General features: G+C 63.0%; 18 protein-coding genes and 1 riboswitch. Of the genes, 12 read left to right on the top strand and 6 right to left on the bottom strand.

Annotated elements, in window-relative coordinates:
* Window positions 1-42: 42 nt before the first annotated feature.
* The gene (gene hldE, locus FW796_RS14785) at window positions 43-1,476 is read left to right on the top strand and encodes a bifunctional D-glycero-beta-D-manno-heptose-7-phosphate kinase/D-glycero-beta-D-manno-heptose 1-phosphate adenylyltransferase HldE (RefSeq protein WP_346634533.1); all 1,434 of its coding nucleotides are present in this window, start codon (window positions 43-45) and stop codon (window positions 1,474-1,476) included.
* A 48-nt stretch (window positions 1,477-1,524) separates the two neighbouring features.
* On the opposite strand, the gene FW796_RS14780 is transcribed toward hldE, so the two are convergent.
* The 4 genes from FW796_RS14780 to FW796_RS14765 all read right to left on the bottom strand — a co-directional run bounded on the left by FW796_RS14780 (window position 1,525) and on the right by FW796_RS14765 (window position 4,992).
* Window positions 1,525-2,496, bottom strand: coding sequence for a metal ABC transporter ATPase (locus FW796_RS14780; RefSeq protein ID WP_404938120.1), 972 nt, complete (start codon window positions 2,494-2,496; stop codon window positions 1,525-1,527).
* 41 nt (window positions 2,497-2,537) lie between these two features.
* Window positions 2,538-3,350, bottom strand: a complete 813-nt coding sequence (locus tag FW796_RS14775) for an aldo/keto reductase (RefSeq protein ID WP_346634535.1) — start codon at window positions 3,348-3,350, stop codon at window positions 2,538-2,540.
* Window positions 3,347-4,522 (bottom strand): NAD(P)/FAD-dependent oxidoreductase, encoded by a 1,176-nt coding sequence (locus FW796_RS14770; RefSeq protein ID WP_346634536.1) that lies wholly within the window; start codon window positions 4,520-4,522, stop codon window positions 3,347-3,349. The genes FW796_RS14775 and FW796_RS14770 overlap by 4 nt, the downstream gene beginning before the upstream one ends.
* A gap of 137 nt (window positions 4,523-4,659) precedes the next feature.
* Window positions 4,660-4,992 (bottom strand): DMT family transporter, encoded by a 333-nt coding sequence (locus tag FW796_RS14765; RefSeq protein WP_011058907.1) that lies wholly within the window; start codon window positions 4,990-4,992, stop codon window positions 4,660-4,662.
* A 111-nt stretch (window positions 4,993-5,103) separates the two neighbouring features.
* On the opposite strand from FW796_RS14765, the gene FW796_RS14760 reads away from it, so the two are divergent.
* A complete protein-coding gene (locus FW796_RS14760) occupies window positions 5,104-5,988 on the top strand; it encodes a LysR family transcriptional regulator (RefSeq protein ID WP_346634624.1) in 885 nt (294 codons plus the stop codon).
* A gap of 22 nt (window positions 5,989-6,010) precedes the next feature.
* Complete coding sequence (gene waaA / locus FW796_RS14755; RefSeq protein ID WP_404938123.1) at window positions 6,011-7,291, top strand: lipid IV(A) 3-deoxy-D-manno-octulosonic acid transferase; 1,281 nt, start codon at window positions 6,011-6,013, stop codon at window positions 7,289-7,291.
* A gap of 76 nt (window positions 7,292-7,367) precedes the next feature.
* Here waaA and FW796_RS14750 read toward each other — a convergent pair whose 3' ends face one another.
* Window positions 7,368-8,798, bottom strand: coding sequence for a TolC family outer membrane protein (locus FW796_RS14750; RefSeq protein ID WP_346634538.1), 1,431 nt, complete (start codon window positions 8,796-8,798; stop codon window positions 7,368-7,370).
* Between the two features lie 196 nt (window positions 8,799-8,994).
* Window positions 8,995-9,099, top strand: a riboswitch (TPP riboswitch).
* A 163-nt stretch (window positions 9,100-9,262) separates the two neighbouring features.
* Between FW796_RS14750 and thiC the strand changes: the two genes are divergently transcribed.
* Entirely contained in the window at window positions 9,263-11,152 is a 1,890-nt protein-coding gene (thiC, locus tag FW796_RS14745; protein ID WP_011058911.1) for a phosphomethylpyrimidine synthase ThiC, read from the top strand.
* A 113-nt stretch (window positions 11,153-11,265) separates the two neighbouring features.
* A complete protein-coding gene (cytX, locus tag FW796_RS14740) occupies window positions 11,266-12,552 on the top strand; it encodes a putative hydroxymethylpyrimidine transporter CytX (protein WP_346634540.1) in 1,287 nt (428 codons plus the stop codon).
* Here cytX and FW796_RS14735 read toward each other — a convergent pair.
* On the bottom strand, window positions 12,524-13,267 hold the full coding sequence (locus FW796_RS14735; protein WP_346634541.1) for an RsiV family protein: 744 nt from the start codon (window positions 13,265-13,267) through the stop codon (window positions 12,524-12,526). The two genes, cytX and FW796_RS14735, sit on opposite strands and share 29 nt — an antisense overlap.
* Before the next feature lie 224 nt (window positions 13,268-13,491).
* Between FW796_RS14735 and FW796_RS14730 the strand changes: the two genes are divergently transcribed.
* From FW796_RS14730 to FW796_RS14700, 7 genes are all read left to right on the top strand, one after another.
* Window positions 13,492-14,109 carry an NUDIX domain-containing protein gene (locus tag FW796_RS14730; protein ID WP_346634542.1) on the top strand — a complete coding sequence of 206 codons (618 nt, stop codon included), beginning with the start codon at window positions 13,492-13,494 and terminating at the stop codon, window positions 14,107-14,109.
* Window positions 14,100-14,552, top strand: coding sequence for a DUF1249 domain-containing protein (locus FW796_RS14725; protein WP_346634543.1), 453 nt, complete (start codon window positions 14,100-14,102; stop codon window positions 14,550-14,552). The genes FW796_RS14730 and FW796_RS14725 overlap by 10 nt, the downstream gene beginning before the upstream one ends.
* Window positions 14,553-14,651: 99 nt before the next feature.
* The gene (gene cpdA, locus FW796_RS14720) at window positions 14,652-15,467 is read left to right on the top strand and encodes a 3',5'-cyclic-AMP phosphodiesterase (RefSeq protein WP_346634544.1); all 816 of its coding nucleotides are present in this window, start codon (window positions 14,652-14,654) and stop codon (window positions 15,465-15,467) included.
* Between the two features lie 67 nt (window positions 15,468-15,534).
* Window positions 15,535-16,143, top strand: coding sequence for a YqiA/YcfP family alpha/beta fold hydrolase (locus FW796_RS14715; protein WP_102862890.1), 609 nt, complete (start codon window positions 15,535-15,537; stop codon window positions 16,141-16,143).
* A gap of 43 nt (window positions 16,144-16,186) precedes the next feature.
* Window positions 16,187-18,091 carry a DNA topoisomerase IV subunit B gene (gene parE, locus FW796_RS14710; RefSeq protein WP_123723378.1) on the top strand — a complete coding sequence of 635 codons (1,905 nt, stop codon included), beginning with the start codon at window positions 16,187-16,189 and terminating at the stop codon, window positions 18,089-18,091.
* Complete coding sequence (locus tag FW796_RS14705) at window positions 18,091-19,074, top strand: esterase-like activity of phytase family protein (protein WP_346634545.1); 984 nt, start codon at window positions 18,091-18,093, stop codon at window positions 19,072-19,074. The genes parE and FW796_RS14705 overlap by 1 nt, the downstream gene beginning before the upstream one ends.
* Complete coding sequence (locus FW796_RS14700; RefSeq protein ID WP_102862893.1) at window positions 19,071-19,592, top strand: retropepsin-like aspartic protease family protein; 522 nt, start codon at window positions 19,071-19,073, stop codon at window positions 19,590-19,592. Before FW796_RS14705 ends, FW796_RS14700 begins: the two co-directional genes overlap by 4 nt.
* The last annotated feature ends 1 nt before the right edge of the window (window position 19,593 follow it).

Raw genomic sequence — 19,593 nt, 5'->3', positions numbered from 1 at the left:
GTTAATATCGCGCCCCTGTTCATTTTGTATGTGGGATGCTCCATGAAGTTGTCCATGCCGCGATTCGATCAAGCCCCTGTCTTGGTGGTCGGCGATGTCATGCTCGACCGTTACTGGCATGGTGGTACCTCACGGATTTCCCCTGAGGCGCCGGTGCCGGTGGTCAAGGTCGAGCAGATTGAGGACCGCCCGGGCGGTGCCGCCAACGTTGCCCTGAACATCGCCGCCCTCGGTGCGCCTGCTTCCCTGGTGGGCGTGACCGGTGACGATGAGGCTGCCGACAGCCTGGCTAACAGCCTGCAAGGTGCGGGTGTACGTGCACTGTTCCAGCGCATTGCCCACCAGCCGACCATCGTCAAGCTGCGGGTCATGAGCCGTCACCAACAGCTGCTGCGCATCGATTTTGAAGAACCCTTCGCCACCGACGCCCTGGCCCTGGCGGCCGAGGTTGACGCTCTGCTCGATGGCATCAAGGTGCTGGTGCTGTCCGACTACGGCAAAGGCGCTCTGCGCAACCACCAGGTGCTGATCGCGGCCGCGCGGGCCCGTGGCATTCCGGTGCTGGCGGACCCCAAGGGCAAGGATTTCTCCATCTACCGTGGTGCCAGCCTGATTACGCCGAACCTCAACGAGTTCGAAACCATCGTCGGCGGCTGCGCCGACGAGCACGAGCTGGTGAGCAAGGGCGCCAAGCTCATGCACGATCTGGAGCTGGGGGCACTGCTGGTGACCCGTGGCGAGCACGGCATGACCCTGCTGCGTCCGGAGCATCCGGCCCTGCATCTGCCGGCCCGTGCCCGTGAAGTGTTCGACGTCACCGGGGCCGGTGATACCGTGATCTCCACCCTGGCGGCAGCGATTGCCGCCGGTGAAGAGCTGCCCCACGCCGTGGGCCTGGCCAATCTGGCCGCGGGCATTGTGGTCGGCAAGCTGGGTACGGCGGCCATCAGTGCACCGGAGCTGCGTCGGGCGATCCAGCGCGAGGAAGGTTCCGAGCGTGGCGTCCTGAGTCTCGACCAGCTGTTGCTGGCCATCGATGATGCCCGGGCGCACAACGAGAAGATCGTGTTCACCAATGGCTGCTTCGACATCCTCCATGCCGGGCATGTGACCTACCTTGAGCAGGCCCGGGCCCAAGGTGACCGATTGATCGTGGCGATCAACGACGATGCTTCGGTCAGCCGCCTGAAGGGGCCTGGACGTCCGATCAACAGTGTCGACCGGCGCATGGCGGTGCTGGCGGGGCTGGGAGCCGTGGACTGGGTGATCAGCTTCCCTGAAGGCACTCCGGAAAACCTGCTGTCCCAAGTCCGCCCGGACGTGCTGGTCAAGGGCGGTGACTACGGCATCGATCAGGTGGTAGGCGCCGATATCGTCACGGCCTACGGCGGTACGGTGAAGGTGCTGGGATTGGTGGAGAACAGCTCCACCACCGCCATCGTCGAGAAGATCCGCAAGACCGACAAGGCCCAGTAACGGCTACAGTCTGAAAAAAGGCGCCTGTTCCAGGCGCTTTTTTTTGCCTCAGCCTTGGCGCCTGGCCTTGGCGGGAACCATCTTGCGCAGGATCTGCCGGGCCTTGCCGGTCAGGCGCGAAAGTTTCGAGTCCTTTTCCGGTTCGCTCAGGCCTCGTTGCCTGAGCCAGTCCTTCCAGCGAATCCGCTCCTCACGCACCACCCAGCCGTCCTGCTGGGCGAAGCTTTCCGCCAGGTACAGGCCGCGGGTGCTGGCCGGGTGCAGTTGGTCTTTCTTCAAGGTGTACAGCTCGGCGCAGGGCTGGCCATTGTCCAGGGGCATCAGGTAGAGATCCGGACGCTTGCGGTCCAGCCGCGCCACCAACTGGTCGCCCTCCAGCCGCTCGTCTACGTGGAACAGGCTCAGCGACTTGGCTTCCTTGGGGACGTCCAGGCGCAGGTCGTAGATCAGTTGCAAGGAGGCGGTGGGCAGGTGCACATAGGCCCGGGGTCGCTCCAGCAGTTGCAGGTTGGCGCAGCGTACCGGTCGCGCGGCTCCGGACAGCGGAGTCAGGCGAAAGGGCAGAGCCTCGCGGTAATGCAGGGCCCCGGCGTAAGGGGCGGGTAGCCAAGTGTCGTTGAAGCGCCCGCCGAGCCAGCCTTCCGGGGTTTCCAGCAGGCATTCCTCGGCGATTTCCTGGATGGCCGTGTGCAGCGGCAGGTTCAGTTCATGGGCGGGCACGTAGCCGGAGATCAGCTTGAGCACCACGTCACCGCGGTCCTGGCGTCGCTGGCGCACCAGCACCCAGTAGTCACGGTTCTGCCAGTGCAGGGTCAGGCGTACCGAAACCCCGAGGTTGGCCAGTTCCAAGGCAAACCTTTCGTTGTCGGCTACCGTCACTGCGCGTCGGCGCTGCAAGGTCTGAGCGAAGTTCAGCGGCATCCCGACGCTCTGGTAGCAGAGGCCTTCGGGAGTCGCTTCGACGAACAGGGGCAGGGTCTTGAAGTTGCTGGGATTCTTTCTAATCAGCGGTCGCGACATCTCGGCTCCTTCTTGCGTCGGGGTCGGCCGCGTCGGCGGCATCAGTTTTTGCCTAGAACCTGTGCCACGGTCGCCACGTTATGGGCCAGGTGTAACGGATTGATGGTCCCGACAATAGCACTGGCAACACCGGGCCGGTCAAACAGCAGTTCGAAGCTGGCCCGCACCGGATCGATGCCCGGGCTCAGGCAGACGTGGCCGCTGGCCAGGGCCTTTTTCACCAGGATGCCTTTGTGGTGGGCGGCGGCATAGTCAATGACCGCCCGCTCAGCCTGTTCGTTCAGATTGTAGGTAACCATGGCGCAATCGCCTTGCTCCAGAGCCTTCAAGCCGCCATCGACGGTTTTGCCGGAGAAGCCGAAGCCGCGGATCTTGCCCTCTTGCTTGAGCTGCGCCAGGGTCAGGTAGACCTCGCTGTGGTCGAGAATGGCCAAGTCGTTGCCGTCGGAATGCACCAGCACCAGGTCGATGAAGTCGGTTTCCAGGCGTTGCAGGCTGCGTTCCACGGACAGTCGGGTGTGAGCGGCACTGAAGTCGTGGCGGGACACGCCGTGGGCAAACTCTTCACCGACCTTGCTGACGATCACCCATTCCTGGCGCTGGCCGCGTAGCAGGGGGCCCAGGCGCTCTTCGCTGCGGCCGTAGGCGGGGGCGGTGTCGATCAGGTTGATGCCCAGGTCGCGGGTCAGCTTGAGCAGCATGCGGGCTTCCTGGTCATCCGGAATCTGGAAACCGCTGGGGTACTTCACCCCTTGGTCGCGGCCAAGCTTGACCGTGCCCAGGCCCAGGGGCGAAACCATCAGTCCGGTGCTGCCGATGGGGCGATGCAGGTTGTGCAGGGTTGGCTGGCTCATGGCAGCAGTTGCTCCCAGGCCGGTTGTGCCAGCGGGGGCTTGGGCAGGGTGGGGAGGGGATCACTGTGGCCTGGACGAATGCCGTCGCGCTCCAGGGCTGCGAGGACTCGATCGGCGAAGTCCGGCGCCAGGGCCAGTTTGGTCGGCCAGCCCACCAGCAGGCGATCCTGCTCGGCGAGGTAGGCGTTGTCCGGCCGAGTCAGCCCCGATTGCGCCGGCTCGGCCCGGTCCACCCGCAAGGTGGCCCATTGCGCTTGGCTCAGATCGACCCAGGGCAGCAACTGAGAAAGCTCTTTGCGGGCTGCAGCGATCTGCGCCGCTGGTTCCCGGGCCACGCCTTCGGCCTCGGCGATGTCGCCACCCAGGTACCAGACCCACTGACCATCGGCAGCTGGGTGAGTGGTGACGGTGATCCGGGGTTTGGGGCCGCCACCCAGGCAATGGGCGTACAGGGGTTTCAGGCTCGGTCCCTTGACCAGCACCATGTGCAACGGACGTCGTTGCATGGCCGGCTGGCTCAGGCCGACGGCCTTGAGCAGGTCGGCATTGCCGGCGCCGGCGCTGAGGACGATGCGTTGCGCGCGAATCTCGCGCTCATCGACCCGCAGGCCCACCAGTTGATCATTTTCCAGCAGAGGTTCGATTTTCTGCCCGGCCAGCAGGCTGTCGCCGCCCAGGTCCGCCAGACGCTGGATAACGCTGGGCACATCCACTACCAGTTCAGCCAGGCGATAGACCTTGCCTTTGAAGCGCTTGTCCTGCAGGGCCGGGGGCAGTTGCTCGCCCTTGACCTGATCGACCCGGCCGCGCACGGCCTTGCTGGCAAAGAAGCTGGTGAGGTTGCCGGCCAGAGTGCCAGGTGACCAGAGGTAGTGGGCCTCGGACAGCAGGCGCACGCCGGACAGGTCCAGCTCGCCGGTGCCGGCCAGGGCTTCGCGCCAGCGCCGCGGCATGTCGGCAATGGCTTCCGAAGCACCGGTGAGGGCGCCATGCAGGGCGTATTTGGCGCCTCCGTGGATGATCCCCTGGGATTTCACGCTCTGTCCGCCACCGAGGCTGGCGCTTTCCACCAGCACAGTGGAAAAGCCCTGGCGCCGCAGGCGGGCGTTGAGCCAGAGACCGGCGACGCCTGCGCCGACAATCAGCACATCGGTGGAAATAGCGGATGGCATGCAGCGACCTCAGTGTTCAAAACGAGAGGCGCAGTATACAGGCTCATGAATCTGTAGGAGCGGCCGGGCGAACCGCGTGACAGGTTGTCACGGGGTGGGCTGTTCGCCGGCAAGCCGGCTCCTGCATGAGGCGAGGGTCAGTGCCCGGCGGTTTTCGAGAACAGCTGGATCACCACGACCCCAAGGACGATCAGCGCCATGCCGAGCATGGCCGGGATATCCAGCTTCTGACCGTAGAGAAACAGCGCGGCGATGCTGACCATGACGATGCCCATGCCGGCCCACACTGCATAGGCCACGCCTACCGGGACGGTGCGCACCACCAGGGTCAGCATCCAGAAGGCCACGCCGTAGCCGACGATGATCAGCGCCAGGGGCAGCGGTGTGCTCAAGCCCTTGACCGCTTTCATTGAAACAGTGGCAATTACTTCCGCGCAGATGGCGATAGCCAGGTAGTAGTAAGCGTTCATGGGAGGGTTCCTCGTGTCTGGGACTGCTTTTCTGAGGTCGGCATTCTAGAGGCTGATCAGATGGGGTAAAGTCATTACCTATCTGTTATGGAGATAGGTTGCTCTATGAACATGCAATGGAACCTGGAGCAGCTGCGGCTGTTTGTCAGTGTCGCCGAATTGCGCTCGTTTTCTGCGGTGGCCCGCCAGCAGCGCAAGGCTCAGTCCGCCATCAGCAACGCCATTGCCCTGCTGGAGGAGGACTTGGGAGTCAGCCTGTTCGAACGCAGCAGCGGTCGTCAGCCAAAGCTCACCGAAGCGGGCAGTGCCTTGTTGCAGGAGGCCCGGGAAATCCTGCGCCAGTGTGATCGCCTCAATGGCCGTGCGCTGGCCTTGATGCGAGGCCAGGAGGCTCGGTTGCGCCTGGCCCAGGACGAGGCGATGCCCTATCAGCCGGTGCTCGACAGCCTCGAAGCCCTGGCCGAGCGCTTTCCCAGCCTGGAAGTGCAACTGGCCAGCGGTGCCCAGGGGGACGTGGCACGCAAGCTGGTGGAGCGCCGTGCCGACTTGGGGCTGCTGTTTCACCATGAGCAGATGCCGGAGACTCTGGAGCGTCGGGCCCTGGGGAGCGTCGAGATGGTCACCGTCTGCGCCGTGGGGCATCCGCTGGCCCATGAGAAGCGGGTCAACCGTCAGCTTCTGGCCCGGCACCGGCAGTTGCTGATCGCTCCCCAACTCAGTGGTTATCCCGGTGGGGAGCAGGTCAGCCCCCAGGTCTGGCGGGCTGACAGCTTTTATGTAATGGCTGAATGGCTGATGCGGGGCCTGGGCTGGGCCTGGCTGCCGCGGCATGTGGTGCAGTACCCGGCTTACCAGCACCAGATGGTCGAATTGGTCAGCGAATGGACCCCGCCGGCGCTGGTGGTGGAGTTGGCCTGGCGTCGCGATGAACCTTTGGGGCCGGCGGCGCGCTGGCTGGCGGAACGTTTTGCCGTGCACTTGAAGGCGATCGGCTAAAAAACCGATAAACTCCGCCGCCATGAATAGAACTCTCTATACCGCACTGTTTTACCTGGGGCTGCCATTGGTAGCGATTCGCCTGTGGCTGCGTTCGCGCAAGGCCCCGGCTTATGCCAAGCGCATTGGCGAGCGTTTCTCCCTGGGCTTGCCGGCCATGCAGACTGGCGGCATTTGGGTGCATGCGGTGTCTGTGGGCGAGAGCATCGCCGCCGCGCCGATGATTCGTGCCCTGTTGGCGCGTTATCCCCAGTTGCCGATCACTGTGACCTGCATGACGCCCACCGGCTCCGAGCGTATCCAGGCGCTGTTCGCCAATGAGCCGCGAATCCAGCATTGCTACCTGCCTTACGATCTGCCCTGCGCCGCGGCGCGGTTTCTTGACCGGGTGCAGCCCAAGCTGGCGGTGATCATGGAGACCGAGCTTTGGCCCAATCACATTGACCAGTGCGCCCGGCGCGGGATTCCGGTGGCCCTGGCCAATGCCCGGTTGTCCGAGCGTTCGGCCAAGGGCTATGGACGTTTTGCCCGGCTGACCGCGCCCATGTTGGGGCAAATGAGCCTGTTCGCGGTGCAGACCGAAGCCGAAGCCGAGCGTTTCCGTCAATTGGGTGCACGTCCCGAGACGGTCGAGGTCACAGGCTCGATCAAGTTCGACCTGAGCATTGACTCGCAACTGCTGGAGCGTGCCCGGGCGCTGCGCCAGCAATGGCAGGCCATGGAGCGCCCGGTGTGGATCGCCGCCAGTACCCACGAGGGTGAAGACGCCGTGGTACTCGACGCCCATCGGCAACTGCTGGCCAGTTACCCGAACGCCTTGCTGATCCTGGTGCCACGGCACCCGGAGCGCTTCAACTCGGTGTTCGAGCTGTGCCAACAACAGGGTTTTGCGACGGTTCGTCGGTCTTCCGGGGAGCCGGTAAGTGCCACCACTTCGGTCTTGCTGGGGGACACCATGGGCGAGTTGCTGTTCCTTTACGCCCTGGCCGACAGCGCTTTCGTCGGTGGCAGTCTGGTCGCCAATGGCGGGCACAACCTGCTGGAACCGGCGGCGCTGGCCAAGCCGGTGATCAGCGGACCGCACCTGTTCAACTTCCTGGAAATCGCCGCGATGCTGCGCGAGGCCGGTGCCCTGCAGGAGGTGGATGACGCTGAAGGGCTGGCGGTGGCGGTGCAGCGTCTGTTCGAGCTGCCCCGGGATGCGCAGAAGATGGCCGAGGCCGGGCTCAAGGTGCTCAAGGCCAATCAAGGGGCGTTGCAGCGTTTGCTCGAGGGTCTCGATCGCTTGCTCAAGGGGCGCTGAGCCTTAGCTCCGAAAGGGCTTTGCCGGCATGCAAAAAGGCCACCCATTTGGGTGGCCTTTTTTATTGCTTCAGGCTTCAGGGACGAGCCTTGAGTTGCTCTTGCGCGGCCTTGGCCAGGTCCGGCGGCAGGAAGTCGCGGTCCGGGTTGTAGTCGGCCTTGAGGTAGCGCGACAGGTCCTGCAGATCCCCGGGGTTGAGGGTGCCGGCGGCCTGCTTCAGGCGCAGGTTGTCGAGGATGTAGTCGTAGCGGCTGTTGTTGTAGTTGCGCACCGAGGTGTACAGCTGGCGCTGGGCATCGAGCACATCGACGATATTGCGCGTCCCCACTTGGTAACCGATTTCCGTGGCTTCGACTGCGCTCTGGTTGGAGATGATCGACTGACGTCGGGCCTGGACCTGCTCGACATCGGTGTTCACTGCGCGGTGCAGGTTGCGGGTGTTCTCCACCACCTGGCGGCGCAGGGATTCACGCTGCTGTTCGGTCTGGCTCAGGCGCGAATAGGACTCGCGAACCTGGGAGCTGGTCAGGCCGCCGCTGTAGATCGGGATGTTCAACTGCAGGCCGATTGAGCGTTGTTCGACATCGCTGCCATAGCGCGTCAACGGATTGGGGTTGCTGAAGCCCAGGGCGTCGTTGTCGCCTTTCTTGTACTGCGCCACGGCGTCCAGGGTCGGGGCGTGCCCGGCCTTGCGCTGCTTGAGGGTTTCCTCGGCGGCGCTGACGGCGTAGTTGCTGGCCAGCAGGTTGAGGTTCTGCTTGGCGGCGGTGTCGACCCAGGCCTTGGCATCGTTGGGCGTCGGCGCGAGCACCGGCAGGGTATGGACGATGCCCTGGATCGAGTTGTAATCACGATTGGTCAGGGTGATCAGGGCTTCGAAGGCGTCGTCCACCTGACGCTGGGCAAGGATGCGGTTGGCCCGGGCGGTGTCGTAGCTGGCCTGGGATTGCAGCACGTCGGTCTTGTCCGACAGGCCCACATCGAAGCGCTCGTTGGACTGGTCCAGTTGGCGTTTGAAGGCGGCTTCTTCGGCCTTGGTCGAGGCCAGGTTGTCCTGGGCGCGCAGCACGGCGAAGTAGTTCTCCGCGCTTTGCAGGATCAGGTTCTGTTCGGTGGCCGAGAGTTGCAGCGAGGCCTGTTCGTTGATGTCCTTGGCCGCTTGCAACTGGAACCAGCGATCGGCGCGGAACAGCGGCTGGGCCAGGGTTGCCTGGTAGACGTTGCCGCTGCGGGTCGAGGTCATGGACGGTTCATCGAACTTGGTGCGGGTGTTGCTCATGTCCGCGCCGGCCGAAAGATTGGGCAGCAACCCGGCGCGAGCCTGGGGCACCACTTCCTTTTGGGCGCCGTACTGGGCGCGTGCAGCGGCCAGATCGGCATTGTTGTCTACCGCTTCCTGGTAGACGCTGACCAGGTCGGTCTTGGTGGTCAAAGGCGCTTCTGCTGCCCAGGCCATTCCATTGGACGCACAAGACACGGCAACAGCCAGTGAGAGTTTGCGCAGCATTCGGCGATCCCTAGAGTTGATATTACGGAGATAATCCAGGCGCCAAGGCTAAGGCGCGACCCATAGAGCGTCAAGGTTCGACACAGGGCAAGGAGTGTAGAGCCGCTGGCAGGTCGCAACAATCCGCTGATTACGCCATTCATCCTGCTTATTGCACGGGGGTTGGCGTTCTGTCCCGGCTTTGTCTAGACTGGCCCGGTTCTTGTCGGGGTGCCTTGCTGTGAGGCTGAGATCGGATAATCCGGATCCCGTTGAACCTGATCAGGTTAGCGCCTGCGTAGGGAACAAGATTTCTCGTCACCCGGCGAGTCCTCTTGTGCTTCGTCCGGGATGTTGTTCGACAATCGAACACCCCTCGAGTACCAAGCACTGCACTCACTAGTTGCTTAGACAGGGTGCGTCCGTCCGTTACAGGTTCGCTCCGACAAAATTCCACTGCCTGGATGCTGTCTGGAGAGCCCGTGATGACGACAAAACTAAAAAACGCTAGCAACCTCAGTGAGTCGGCCCAAGTCGACCAACAATCGGTTCAGCCCTTTACCCGCTCGCAAAAAGTCTATGTCCAGGGTTCCCGCCCGGACATCCGCGTGCCCATGCGCGAAATTACCCTGGACGTGACCCCCACCGATTTCGGCGGCGAGATCAACGCGCCGGTTACTGTGTATGACACCTCCGGTCCCTACACCGATCCCAATGTGGTGATCGACGTGCGCAAGGGCCTGGGCGATGTGCGTTCGGCGTGGATCGAGGACCGTGGCGACACCGAGCGCCTGGCGGGCCTGAGCTCCAACTTCGGCCAGCAGCGCCTGGCGGACCCGGAGCTGACCAAGCTGCGTTTTGCCCACGTCAACAACCCGCGCCGGGCCAAGGCCGGGGCCAACGTCAGCCAGATGCACTACGCGCGCAAAGGCATCATCACCGCCGAGATGGAATACGTCGCCATCCGCGAAAACATGAAGCTGCAGGAGGCCCGCGCCGCCGGCCTGCTGAAGCAGCAACACGCCGGTCACAGCTTCGGCGCCAGCATTCCGAAAGAAATCACCCCAGAGTTCGTCCGCGAAGAAATCGCCCGCGGCCGCGCCATCATCCCGGCCAACATCAACCATGTTGAGCTGGAGCCGATGATCATCGGCCGCAACTTCCTGGTGAAGATCAACGGCAACATCGGCAACAGCGCCCTGGGTTCCTCCATTGAGGAAGAAGTGGCGAAACTGACCTGGGGCATCCGTTGGGGTTCGGACACGGTGATGGACCTGTCCACCGGCAAGCACATCCATGAAACCCGCGAGTGGATCATCCGTAACTCGCCGGTGCCGATTGGTACCGTGCCGATCTACCAGGCCTTGGAAAAGGTCAACGGCGTGGCCGAAGACCTGACCTGGGAGCTGTTCCGCGACACCCTGATCGAGCAGGCCGAGCAGGGCGTGGACTATTTCACCATCCACGCCGGCGTGTTGCTGCGCTATGTGCCGCTGACCGCCAAGCGCGTGACCGGCATCGTTTCCCGGGGCGGTTCGATCATGGCCAAGTGGTGCCTGGCGCACCACAAAGAGAACTTCCTCTACACCCACTTCGACGAAATCTGCGAAATCATGAAGGCCTACGACGTCAGCTTCTCCCTGGGGGATGGTCTGCGTCCGGGGTCGATTGCCGACGCCAACGACGAAGCCCAGTTCGGTGAGCTGGAGACCCTCGGCGAGCTGACCAAGATCGCCTGGAAGCACGACGTGCAGTGCATGATCGAAGGCCCTGGCCACGTGCCGATGCAGTTGATCAAGGAGAACATGGACAAGCAGCTGGAGTGCTGCGACGAAGCACCGTTCTACACCCTGGGTCCGCTGACCACCGACATCGCTCCGGGCTACGACCACATCACCTCCGGCATCGGCGCGGCGATGATCGGCTGGTTCGGCTGCGCCATGCTCTGCTACGTCACGCCCAAGGAACACCTGGGCTTGCCGAACAAGGATGACGTGAAGACCGGGATCATCACCTACAAGATCGCCGCCCATGCGGCCGACCTTGCCAAAGGTCATCCTGGCGCGCAGATCCGCGACAACGCCCTGTCCAAGGCGCGTTTCGAGTTCCGCTGGGAAGACCAGTTCAACCTGGGCCTGGACCCGGACACCGCCCGTTCCTACCACGACGAAACCCTGCCCAAGGACTCGGCCAAGGTGGCGCATTTCTGCTCCATGTGCGGGCCGAAGTTCTGCTCGATGAAGATCACCCAGGAGGTTCGTGAGTACGCGGCCAACCAGCGCATCGAAGCGGTGGACGTGGACGTCGCCAAGGGACTGGCCGAGCAGGCCGAGCGCTTCAAGCAGGAAGGCAGCCAGCTGTACAAGAAAGTCTGACCCCCCTCTGTAGGAGCGGGCTTGCCCGCGAACCAGGCGCCGCGCTCTCAACGAGGTGGCGCTTTCGCCGGCAAGCCGGCTCCTACAGACCCTATTCCTTCGAGATAACAACCTTGAGCAGTCCAAGTACCTACTCTCCCAATCTCGCGGTGCCGGCCGACAAGCGTGTGTTTGGCGCCCGCGATCTGTTTTCCCTGTGGTTCTCCCTGGGCATCGGCCTGATGGTGCTGCAGACCGGTGCGCTGCTGGCGCCGGGCCTGGGGTTGTCCCACTCTTTATTGGCGATTTTCCTTGGCACCGCAGTGGGCGTCCTGCTCCTGGCGGCGGTGGGGGTGATCGGCAGTGACACCGGCCTGTCGTCCATGTCCGCGCTCAAACTGAGCCTGGGGCGGCGCGGCGCGAGCTTGCCGGCGGTGCTGAACCTGCTGCAATTGGTGGGCTGGGGCTCGTTCGAGATCATCGTCATGCGCGATGCCGCCAGCCTCCTGGGTGCCCGTGCTTTCAGTGAGGGCAGCCTCTGGACCAGTCCCTTGCTCTGGACCCTGTTTTTCGGCGCCTTGGCCACCTTGCTGGCGGTCAGTGGTCCCTTGACCTTCGTCCGTCAGATCTTGCGCAAGTGGGGCATCTGGCTGTTGCTGGCGGCCTGTCTGTGGCTGACCTGGAACCTGTTCGCCCGGGCCGACCTGGCGGCGCTCTGGGCTCAGGCGGGTGACGGCTCCATGCCGTTCGCTGTGGGCTTCGACATCGCCATTGCCATGCCCTTGTCCTGGTTGCCGTTGATCGCGGATTACTCGCGTTTCGGCAAGCGCGCCAAGAGCGTGTTCGGCGGCACCGCCCTGGGGTTCTTCATCGGCAATTTCTGGCTGATGAGCTTGGGCGTCGCTTACACCCTGGCGTTCGCTCCCAGCGGTGAAGTGAATGCACTGTTGCTGGCGTTGGCGGGAGCCGGCCTGGGGATTCCGCTGTTGTTGATCCTGCTGGACGAATCGGAAAACGCCTTTGCCGACATCCACTCGGCGGCGGTCTCCAGCGGCATTCTGCTGCGCCTTAAAGTCGAGCACCTGGCCCTGGCCATCGGCGTGCTCTGCACCCTGATCGCGTGTCTGGCGCCATTGGCCCAGTACCAGAATTTCCTGCTGTTGATCGGCTCGGTATTTGCGCCGTTGTTTGGCGTGGTGCTGGTGGATCACTTCATCCTGCGTCGCCGCAGCGGGCAGATCCCGGAGTCAGCCCTGCGCTGGACGGCGTTGCTGGCCTGGTTGGGTGGGGTGAGCACCTATCACGTGCTGGCCAATCTGTACCCGGATGTCGGTGCAACCCTGCCGTCGCTGGTGCTGGCAGGGCTGCTGCAGTGGCTGCTGGGGCGGGCGTTCAGTTCCCGGGAAACAGCTCGGGCTTGAGTACGCCCTTGAGGCGGTCGTAGGGAATCTGCAATTCGATATGGCCCAGGACCGAGGGCGCGATGGTGGTGACGTCGTACTTGAGGGTCACGGCTTTCTGGGTCAGGGCGACATTCGGGGTTTTCTGGAACGGCCAGGTCTTCACGAATTCGGCTTCGCGATCCAGGTGGGTGCTGATCAGCCAGTTGTTGTGGGCAACCCGCGCAGCCTTCCAGAACATGTCTTCCTGGCCGGGCAGGAGCATGTCCGCCAGGTTCAGGGACTTGTGCTGCTGACGCGAGTAGTTGACGAAGCCCCGTCCCGGAGTGCCATTGGCGGCGCCGGTGTCCAGGTAACTGGCCAGCTCGATGATCACCAGGCCGTCATGCTGCTCGCGTACCTTGGATTGCAAGTACATGCCGTGGCGGTCCGCTGCGCTGCGCAGGAACTGTTCGCGGTAGGCGCTGAGGCTGGCCGGCAATGGTGCGTCGGGGCTGGTGCGGGTCATTTGCAGCAAGCGTTTTTCAACGATGGCATCCAGTTGCGGCTCGGCGGGAAAGTGCACGGTGTCGAGGTTGACCAGTGGGCAGTCGGCGCCGCTGCAGCCGGGCTTGAGTTGCTCGGACTTCTCGCGCTTGGTTTCCAGTGGGGTGTTGTAGCTTGGCTGAAACAGGCTTTGGCACGCGCCCAGGGTCAGGGCGATACAGGCCACGGAGGCGATTTTGACAAGCGACATGGGCGTCCTTCATAAACCAGGGGGAGGCAAAAGTTACCGGCTTCGACTGTCTGCGAGGCAGTCGGTTCGCCACTAAGCTCAATAGAGGCAATTAGAGTAGGTTTAGCCCCTCGCCGTCTATCCCGCTGAGGGCAAAGGGGCTGCATCGGCAGCCGCGAGCGCGTTAGGATGGCGCGAAGTCGAGGGGGATCCTCGGGTCGAACACGCTGTACACGAGGATTGTTATGACTGACTTTGCCAACTCCACGCCCAGTGCCGTTGAGATCATCCGGCGTGAAAACTGCTTCCAGGGGTTCTACCGGCTCGATCGCTTGCAACTGCGCCACGAGCTGTTCGCCGGTGGCATGGGGCGGGAAATCAATCGTGAGGTCGTTGTCCGTCACGATGCGGTCTGCGTACTGCCGTACGATCCGCAACGCGATGAAGTGGTGCTGATCGAACAGTTCCGCGTCGGTGCCATGGGCAAGACCGCTACGCCCTGGCTGGTAGAACTGGTGGCCGGACTGATCGACAAGGACGAGCAGCCGGAACAGGTTGCTCGGCGTGAAGCACAGGAGGAAGCTGGCCTGGACATTTGCGCGCTGTGGCCGATGACCCAGTATTTTCCGTCGCCGGGGGGCAGCACCGAGTTCGTCCACCTGTTCCTGGGTCGTTGCGACAGCAGCGCTGCCGGCGGGCTGCATGGGCTGGAAGAAGAGGCGGAAGATATCCGGGTTTCGGTGATGGCCTACGAGGATGCCTTGCAGGCCATGCGTGACGGGCGGATCTGCAATGCCGCCAGCATCATTGCCTTGCAGTGGCTGGCGCTCAATCGCGCTGAAGTGAGGGGGTTATGGTTGTAAACAAGGCTCGCGACCGCTATCGGGTTGATCTCGCGGGGCTGCAAGCTTCCTGCGAGGCCAACTACGCTCGGCTGATGCGCTTGTTGCCCGACATGCGCAACCAGCCTGTGGCGCGGCGCATTGCCGTGACCCAGGGTGATCAGATGCTCGGCGTACTGGCTCTGGAAGTGGTGCTGGCCTGCCCCTACACCACCACCTTGCAGGTGCGTCAGGAGCACAGCTTGCCGTGGCTGCCGGTGCCGCAACTGGAAGTGCAGGTCTATCACGATGCACGCATGGCGGAAGTCATCAGTGCCGAGCATGCCCGGCGTTTTCGCAGCATCTATCCCTATCCCAATGCCTTCATGCATCAGCCGGATGAAAAGGCTCAGTTGAATGTCTTTCTTGGGGAGTGGCTGAGCCATTGCCTGGCCTGTGGTCACGAGTTCGAAGCCGTGCGCTAGATGTGAACTGGGTCCGTTTCCCAGGTTTCCTCTTTTCCATTTCCCCCAGCATAATTGCCACCTTCATCATGCTTTGTGCCCTTGCTCCGGGAGAACGCCGTGCCAAGCGTATCCGCACTGACTGCCGACGATTCCGTACTGTTGGTGCAACTGTCTGACAGCCACCTGTTTGCCGACACTGACGGCACCTTGCTGGGCATGAACACCGCCGACAGTCTGCAGCGGGTTATCGAGCAGGTGCTGGCGCAGCAGCCGCGGATCGACCTGATACTGGCCACGGGCGATCTGTCCCAGGACGGCACCCTGGAGTCCTATCAGCGCTTTCGTCAGTTGACCCGGCAGATTCCGGCACCGGGCCGCTGGCTGCCGGGCAACCATGACGAGCCGCAGATCATGCAACTGGCGACGCGGGACAGTGACTTACTGGAGCCGGTAGTGGATATCGGCAACTGGCGCATCACCCTGCTGGACTCAGCGGTGCCTGGCTCGGTGCCGGGTTATCTGCAGGATGACCAACTGCAATTGCTGGCCCGCTCCCTGAGCGAGGCTCCGGAACGCCATCACCTGATCTGTCTGCACCATCACCCGGTATCCATCGACTGCGCCTGGATGGAGCCCATTGGCCTGCGCAACGCCGAGGCGCTGTTCGCCGTGCTCGACGCTTTCCCTCAGGTCCGTGCCTTGCTCTGGGGGCATGTGCACCAGGAGATCGACCGCCAGCGCGGCGCCGTGCGGCTATTGGCCTCACCCTCGACCTGCATCCAGTTCGAGCCCGGCAGCGACGACTTCAAGGTCGAGGAGCAGGTGCCGGGCTATCGCTGGCTGCGGCTGTGGCCCGATGGACGGTTGCAAACCGGAGTGGAGCGGGTCCTGGGCTACGAATTCACCATCGATTACGGCAGCAACGGCTACTGAAGCGGCTTCGTAACCTGCCTTCATCCCTGTAAACTGCGGCTTTTGCCCAGGTGCACAGGGAGTTCGCATGTCCGGTTCGATCCTTTATATCCACGGCTTCAACAGTGCTCCCGCGTCGACCAAGGCCTCCCAGTTGCGGCGCGTCATGGAGCAGTTGGGGCTGGCTGAACAATTGCGGGTGCCGGCCCTGCATCATCATCCGCGACAGGCCATTGGCCAGCTGGAGCAGGCGATTGCCGAACTCGGTCGACCATTGCTGGTCGGCAGCTCGCTCGGCGGCTACTATGCGACTCACCTTGCCGAGCGCTACGGGCTCAAAGCCCTGCTGATCAACCCTGCTGTCAGCCCGCACCGGATGTTCGACGGTTATCTGGGCACGCAGAAAAACCTGTATACCGATGAAACCTGGGAGCTGACCCATGACCATGTGGCGGCTCTGGCAGCGCTGGAAGTAGCGCCGCCCCAGGACCCACAGCGTTATCAGGTGTGGTTGCAGACCGGGGACGAGACGCTGGACTATCGCAGCGCCGAGCGCTATTACCGTGCCTGTGCCTTGCGCATCCAGGCCGGCGGCGATCATAGTTTCCAAGGTTTTGCCGGACAATTGCCGGCGATGTTGAATTTTGCCGGCATCACTGCCGATCAGTACCAGGCGATCGACTTCACTGCACTGTGAAAGCCTCGCCCCATATTCATTGAACGACTAACGACGAGAACCCATGGCCACTCCCAGCGCTAGCTCTTATAACGCAGACGCCATCGAAGTCCTCTCGGGACTCGACCCGGTGCGCAAACGCCCGGGCATGTACACCGACACCACGCGGCCCAACCATTTGGCCCAGGAAGTCATCGACAACAGCGTCGACGAAGCCCTGGCCGGCCATGCGAAGTCGATACAGGTCATCCTGCATGCCGACCACTCCCTGGAAGTCTCCGACGACGGCCGCGGCATGCCCGTGGACATCCACCCGGAAGAAGGCGTGTCCGGGATCGAGCTGATCCTCACCAAGCTCCATGCGGGCGGCAAGTTTTCCAACAAGAACTACCAGTTCTCCGGCGGTCTGCACGGGGTAGGTATTTCCGTGGTCAACGCCTTGTCGAACCAGGTGCGGGTGCGGGTCAAGCGCGACGGCAACGAATACCAGATGACTTTCGCCGACGGCTACAAGGCCACCGAGCTGGAAGTGGTCGGCACCGTGGGCAAGCGCAACACCGGTACCAGCGTGTACTTTGCCCCGGACCCGAAATACTTCGATTCGCCGAAATTCTCCGTCAGCCGCCTCAAGCATGTGCTCAAGGCCAAGGCTGTATTGTGCCCGGGGCTGTTGGTGAGCTTCGAGGACAAGTCCAGCGGCGAAAAGGTCGAATGGCATTACGAAGACGGCCTGCGCTCCTATCTGGTGGATGCGGTCAGCGAGTTCGAACGCCTACCGGACGAGCCGTTCTGCGGCAGCCTCGCGGGTAACAAGGAAGCGGTGGACTGGGCCCTGCTGTGGCTACCGGAAGGTGGCGACAGTGTTCAGGAAAGCTACGTCAACCTGATCCCCACGGCCCAGGGCGGTACCCACGTCAATGGTTTGCGCCAGGGTTTGCTGGATGCCATGCGTGAGTTCTGCGAATTCCGCAACCTACTGCCCCGTGGTCTGAAGCTGGCTCCGGAAGATGTCTGGGAGCGGATTGCCTTCGTCCTGTCGATGAAGATGCAAGACGCGCAGTTCTCCGGCCAGACCAAAGAGCGTTTGTCGTCCCGTGAGGCGGCGGCTTTCGTTTCCGGTGTGGTCAAGGACGCCTTCAGCCTGTGGCTCAATGCCAATCCCGAGCTGGGCATGCAACTGGCTGAACTGGCCATCAGCAACGCCGGTCGCCGCTTGAAGGCCAGCAAGAAGGTCGAGCGCAAGCGCATTACCCAAGGCCCGGCACTGCCCGGCAAGCTGGCGGACTGCGCGGGCCAGGACCCGATGCGTTCCGAACTGTTCCTGGTGGAGGGTGACTCCGCCGGTGGTTCGGCCAAGCAGGCACGGGACAAGGAATTCCAGGCGATCCTGCCGCTGCGGGGCAAGATCCTCAACACCTGGGAAGTGGACGGCAGCGAAGTCCTGGCCAGCCAGGAAGTGCACAACATCGCCGTGGCCATTGGCGTCGATCCGGGCGCCGAGGACATGAGCCAGCTGCGCTACGGCAAGATCTGCATCCTCGCCGACGCCGACTCCGACGGCCTGCACATTGCCACCTTGCTCTGTGCCTTGTTCGTCCAGCATTTCCGCCCCTTGGTGAATGCCGGTCACGTCTATGTGGCCATGCCGCCGCTGTACCGCATCGACCTGGGCAAGGAAATCTACTACGCCCTGGACGACGCCGAGCGTGATGGCATTCTCGACCGCCTGGTGGCCGAGAAGAAACGCGGCAAGCCCCAGGTCACTCGATTCAAAGGCCTGGGCGAAATGAACCCGCCGCAACTGCGCGAGACCACCATGGACCCGAACACTCGGCGCCTGGTGCAGTTGACCTTGGAAGACGTCGAGGCGACTTCGGAAATGATGGACATGCTGCTGGCGAAAAAACGCGCTGGCGACCGCAAGACCTGGCTGGAGTCCAAAGGCAACCTGGCCGAGGTGCTGGCCTGATGCACAGAGGTTTTGCCTTGGCCCTAGCGCTATTGGCAACCTCGGTGGTGGCCGCGCCAGTGCCCGAACTGACCTTGTTGTCCGAGCATCCTGTTGAAGGCATGCGCGGTGGCAATCTGTCCGGGCTGGCACTCTGTGGCGAGGATTTGTGGACGGTTTCCGACCGCGATGACGATCAAATCTACAAGCTCGATACCCGCGACAGCGTCTGGCAGGCCGAGACCGTCAAGCTGGAGGTGCCTGCAGTACCCGACACCGGCTTGCCCTGGGGCTTGAAGTCGCGAACTTGGGCGGCGTCCTTCGTGCGTGGCGGCGACCTGGATTTCGAAGGCATCTCCTGCGATGCAGCCGGCAACAAATATGTGGTCAGCGAAGCGCATGCGACGGTGCTGCAGGTGCCGGTGCAAGGCGCACCGGCCTGGTTGAAGATCTCCCCGATCATGGTCCGTGAGGCTCGGGCCAGTGGCATGCTCCTGCATTTCAACGCCTTGTTCGAAGGCCTGGCGGTGAACCCCGCCGGCGACCGGATCTGGCTGGCGGCGGAGCGTGAGCGGCGCGGGTTGTTGTTGATCAAGCGCGGGCAGACCACCTGGGACTGTGACGGCGGTTGCGTGCTACTCAGTGAGGCCGGCTCGGAAATGCAGCCGGAGCAGGTGCCCAACGCCAAGGCGGTGTCCCGGGATTTTGCCGACCTGTCGCTGTTCGACGGCAAGCTGTTCACCCTGGAGCGCAACGCCTATCAGATCTGTCGCCGGGATGCGCAGACCGCCAAGGTCGAGCAGTGTTGGTCCTATGCCGCCGGGGCGCTGGTGGAACATCGACGTTATCCACAGCCCTATGGGCTGGCGGAAGCCTTGGTGGTGGACGCCAAGGGTGCCTGGATCGGTGTGGACAACAACAACGGAGCCCGCGCCGATGGCGAGGCCCGTCCGATCGTCTGGCGTTTTGCCGCGCCTGAAGGTGGTTGGAGTAGCAAGTCATGAGCCAGCAACCGGGCAAGAGTGCCGGGCGTGTGATGCTGATCATGGCCTGGGCCGCGGCGCTGTTCCTGGCCACGCGGTTCTTCGCCGATTGGGAGGCCCGTCAGGAAAACCCGAACACGGTCGTCAGTTCGCAACAACATGAGGGTTACATCGAAGTGAAACTGGTCGGCAACGGCCAGGGGCATTTCGTCGCCAGCGGCCATATCAACGGGCAGCCGGTGCAATTCATGCTCGATACCGGCGCCACCGAGGTGTCGATTCCTTCTGGGCTGGCCGAGCGCCTGGGCCTGGAACGCGGGGTGCCGGTCACCCTGAGCACGGCCAATGGGCGCAGCGAGGGTTACCGGACCCGCATCGAGCGTTTGCAACTGGGGGATATCGTTCTACAGGATGTCAGGGCCCTGGTGGCCCCGGGGCTCGATGGCGATCAGATTTTGCTGGGCATGAGCGCTTTGAAGAAACTTGAATTTACTCAGCGCGGCGGCACCATGCTGCTGCGCCAGACAACGAACCAATGAG

It is taken from the genome of Pseudomonas sp. 910_21 (assembly GCF_052850735.1).
This window is presented reverse-complemented; position numbering and strand designations above follow the sequence as displayed.

Coding starts and splice junctions, on each gene's coding strand:
- hldE (WP_346634533.1), top strand. CDS start 43: ATGAAGTTGTCCATGCCGCGATTCGATCAAGCCCCTGTCTTGGTGGTC.
- FW796_RS14730 (WP_346634542.1), top strand. CDS start 13,492: ATGACTGACTTTGCCAACTCCACGCCCAGTGCCGTTGAGATCATCCGG.
- FW796_RS14700 (WP_102862893.1), top strand. CDS start 19,071: ATGAGCCAGCAACCGGGCAAGAGTGCCGGGCGTGTGATGCTGATCATG.
- FW796_RS14760 (WP_346634624.1), top strand. CDS start 5,104: ATGCAATGGAACCTGGAGCAGCTGCGGCTGTTTGTCAGTGTCGCCGAA.
- FW796_RS14750 (WP_346634538.1), bottom strand. CDS start 8,798: ATGCTGCGCAAACTCTCACTGGCTGTTGCCGTGTCTTGTGCGTCCAAT.
- thiC (WP_011058911.1), top strand. CDS start 9,263: ATGACGACAAAACTAAAAAACGCTAGCAACCTCAGTGAGTCGGCCCAA.
- FW796_RS14735 (WP_346634541.1), bottom strand. CDS start 13,267: ATGTCGCTTGTCAAAATCGCCTCCGTGGCCTGTATCGCCCTGACCCTG.
- waaA (WP_404938123.1), top strand. CDS start 6,011: ATGAATAGAACTCTCTATACCGCACTGTTTTACCTGGGGCTGCCATTG.
- parE (WP_123723378.1), top strand. CDS start 16,187: ATGGCCACTCCCAGCGCTAGCTCTTATAACGCAGACGCCATCGAAGTC.
- FW796_RS14705 (WP_346634545.1), top strand. CDS start 18,091: ATGCACAGAGGTTTTGCCTTGGCCCTAGCGCTATTGGCAACCTCGGTG.
- FW796_RS14780 (WP_404938120.1), bottom strand. CDS start 2,496: ATGTCGCGACCGCTGATTAGAAAGAATCCCAGCAACTTCAAGACCCTG.
- FW796_RS14725 (WP_346634543.1), top strand. CDS start 14,100: ATGGTTGTAAACAAGGCTCGCGACCGCTATCGGGTTGATCTCGCGGGG.
- FW796_RS14775 (WP_346634535.1), bottom strand. CDS start 3,350: ATGAGCCAGCCAACCCTGCACAACCTGCATCGCCCCATCGGCAGCACC.
- FW796_RS14765 (WP_011058907.1), bottom strand. CDS start 4,992: ATGAACGCTTACTACTACCTGGCTATCGCCATCTGCGCGGAAGTAATT.
- FW796_RS14715 (WP_102862890.1), top strand. CDS start 15,535: ATGTCCGGTTCGATCCTTTATATCCACGGCTTCAACAGTGCTCCCGCG.
- FW796_RS14770 (WP_346634536.1), bottom strand. CDS start 4,522: ATGCCATCCGCTATTTCCACCGATGTGCTGATTGTCGGCGCAGGCGTC.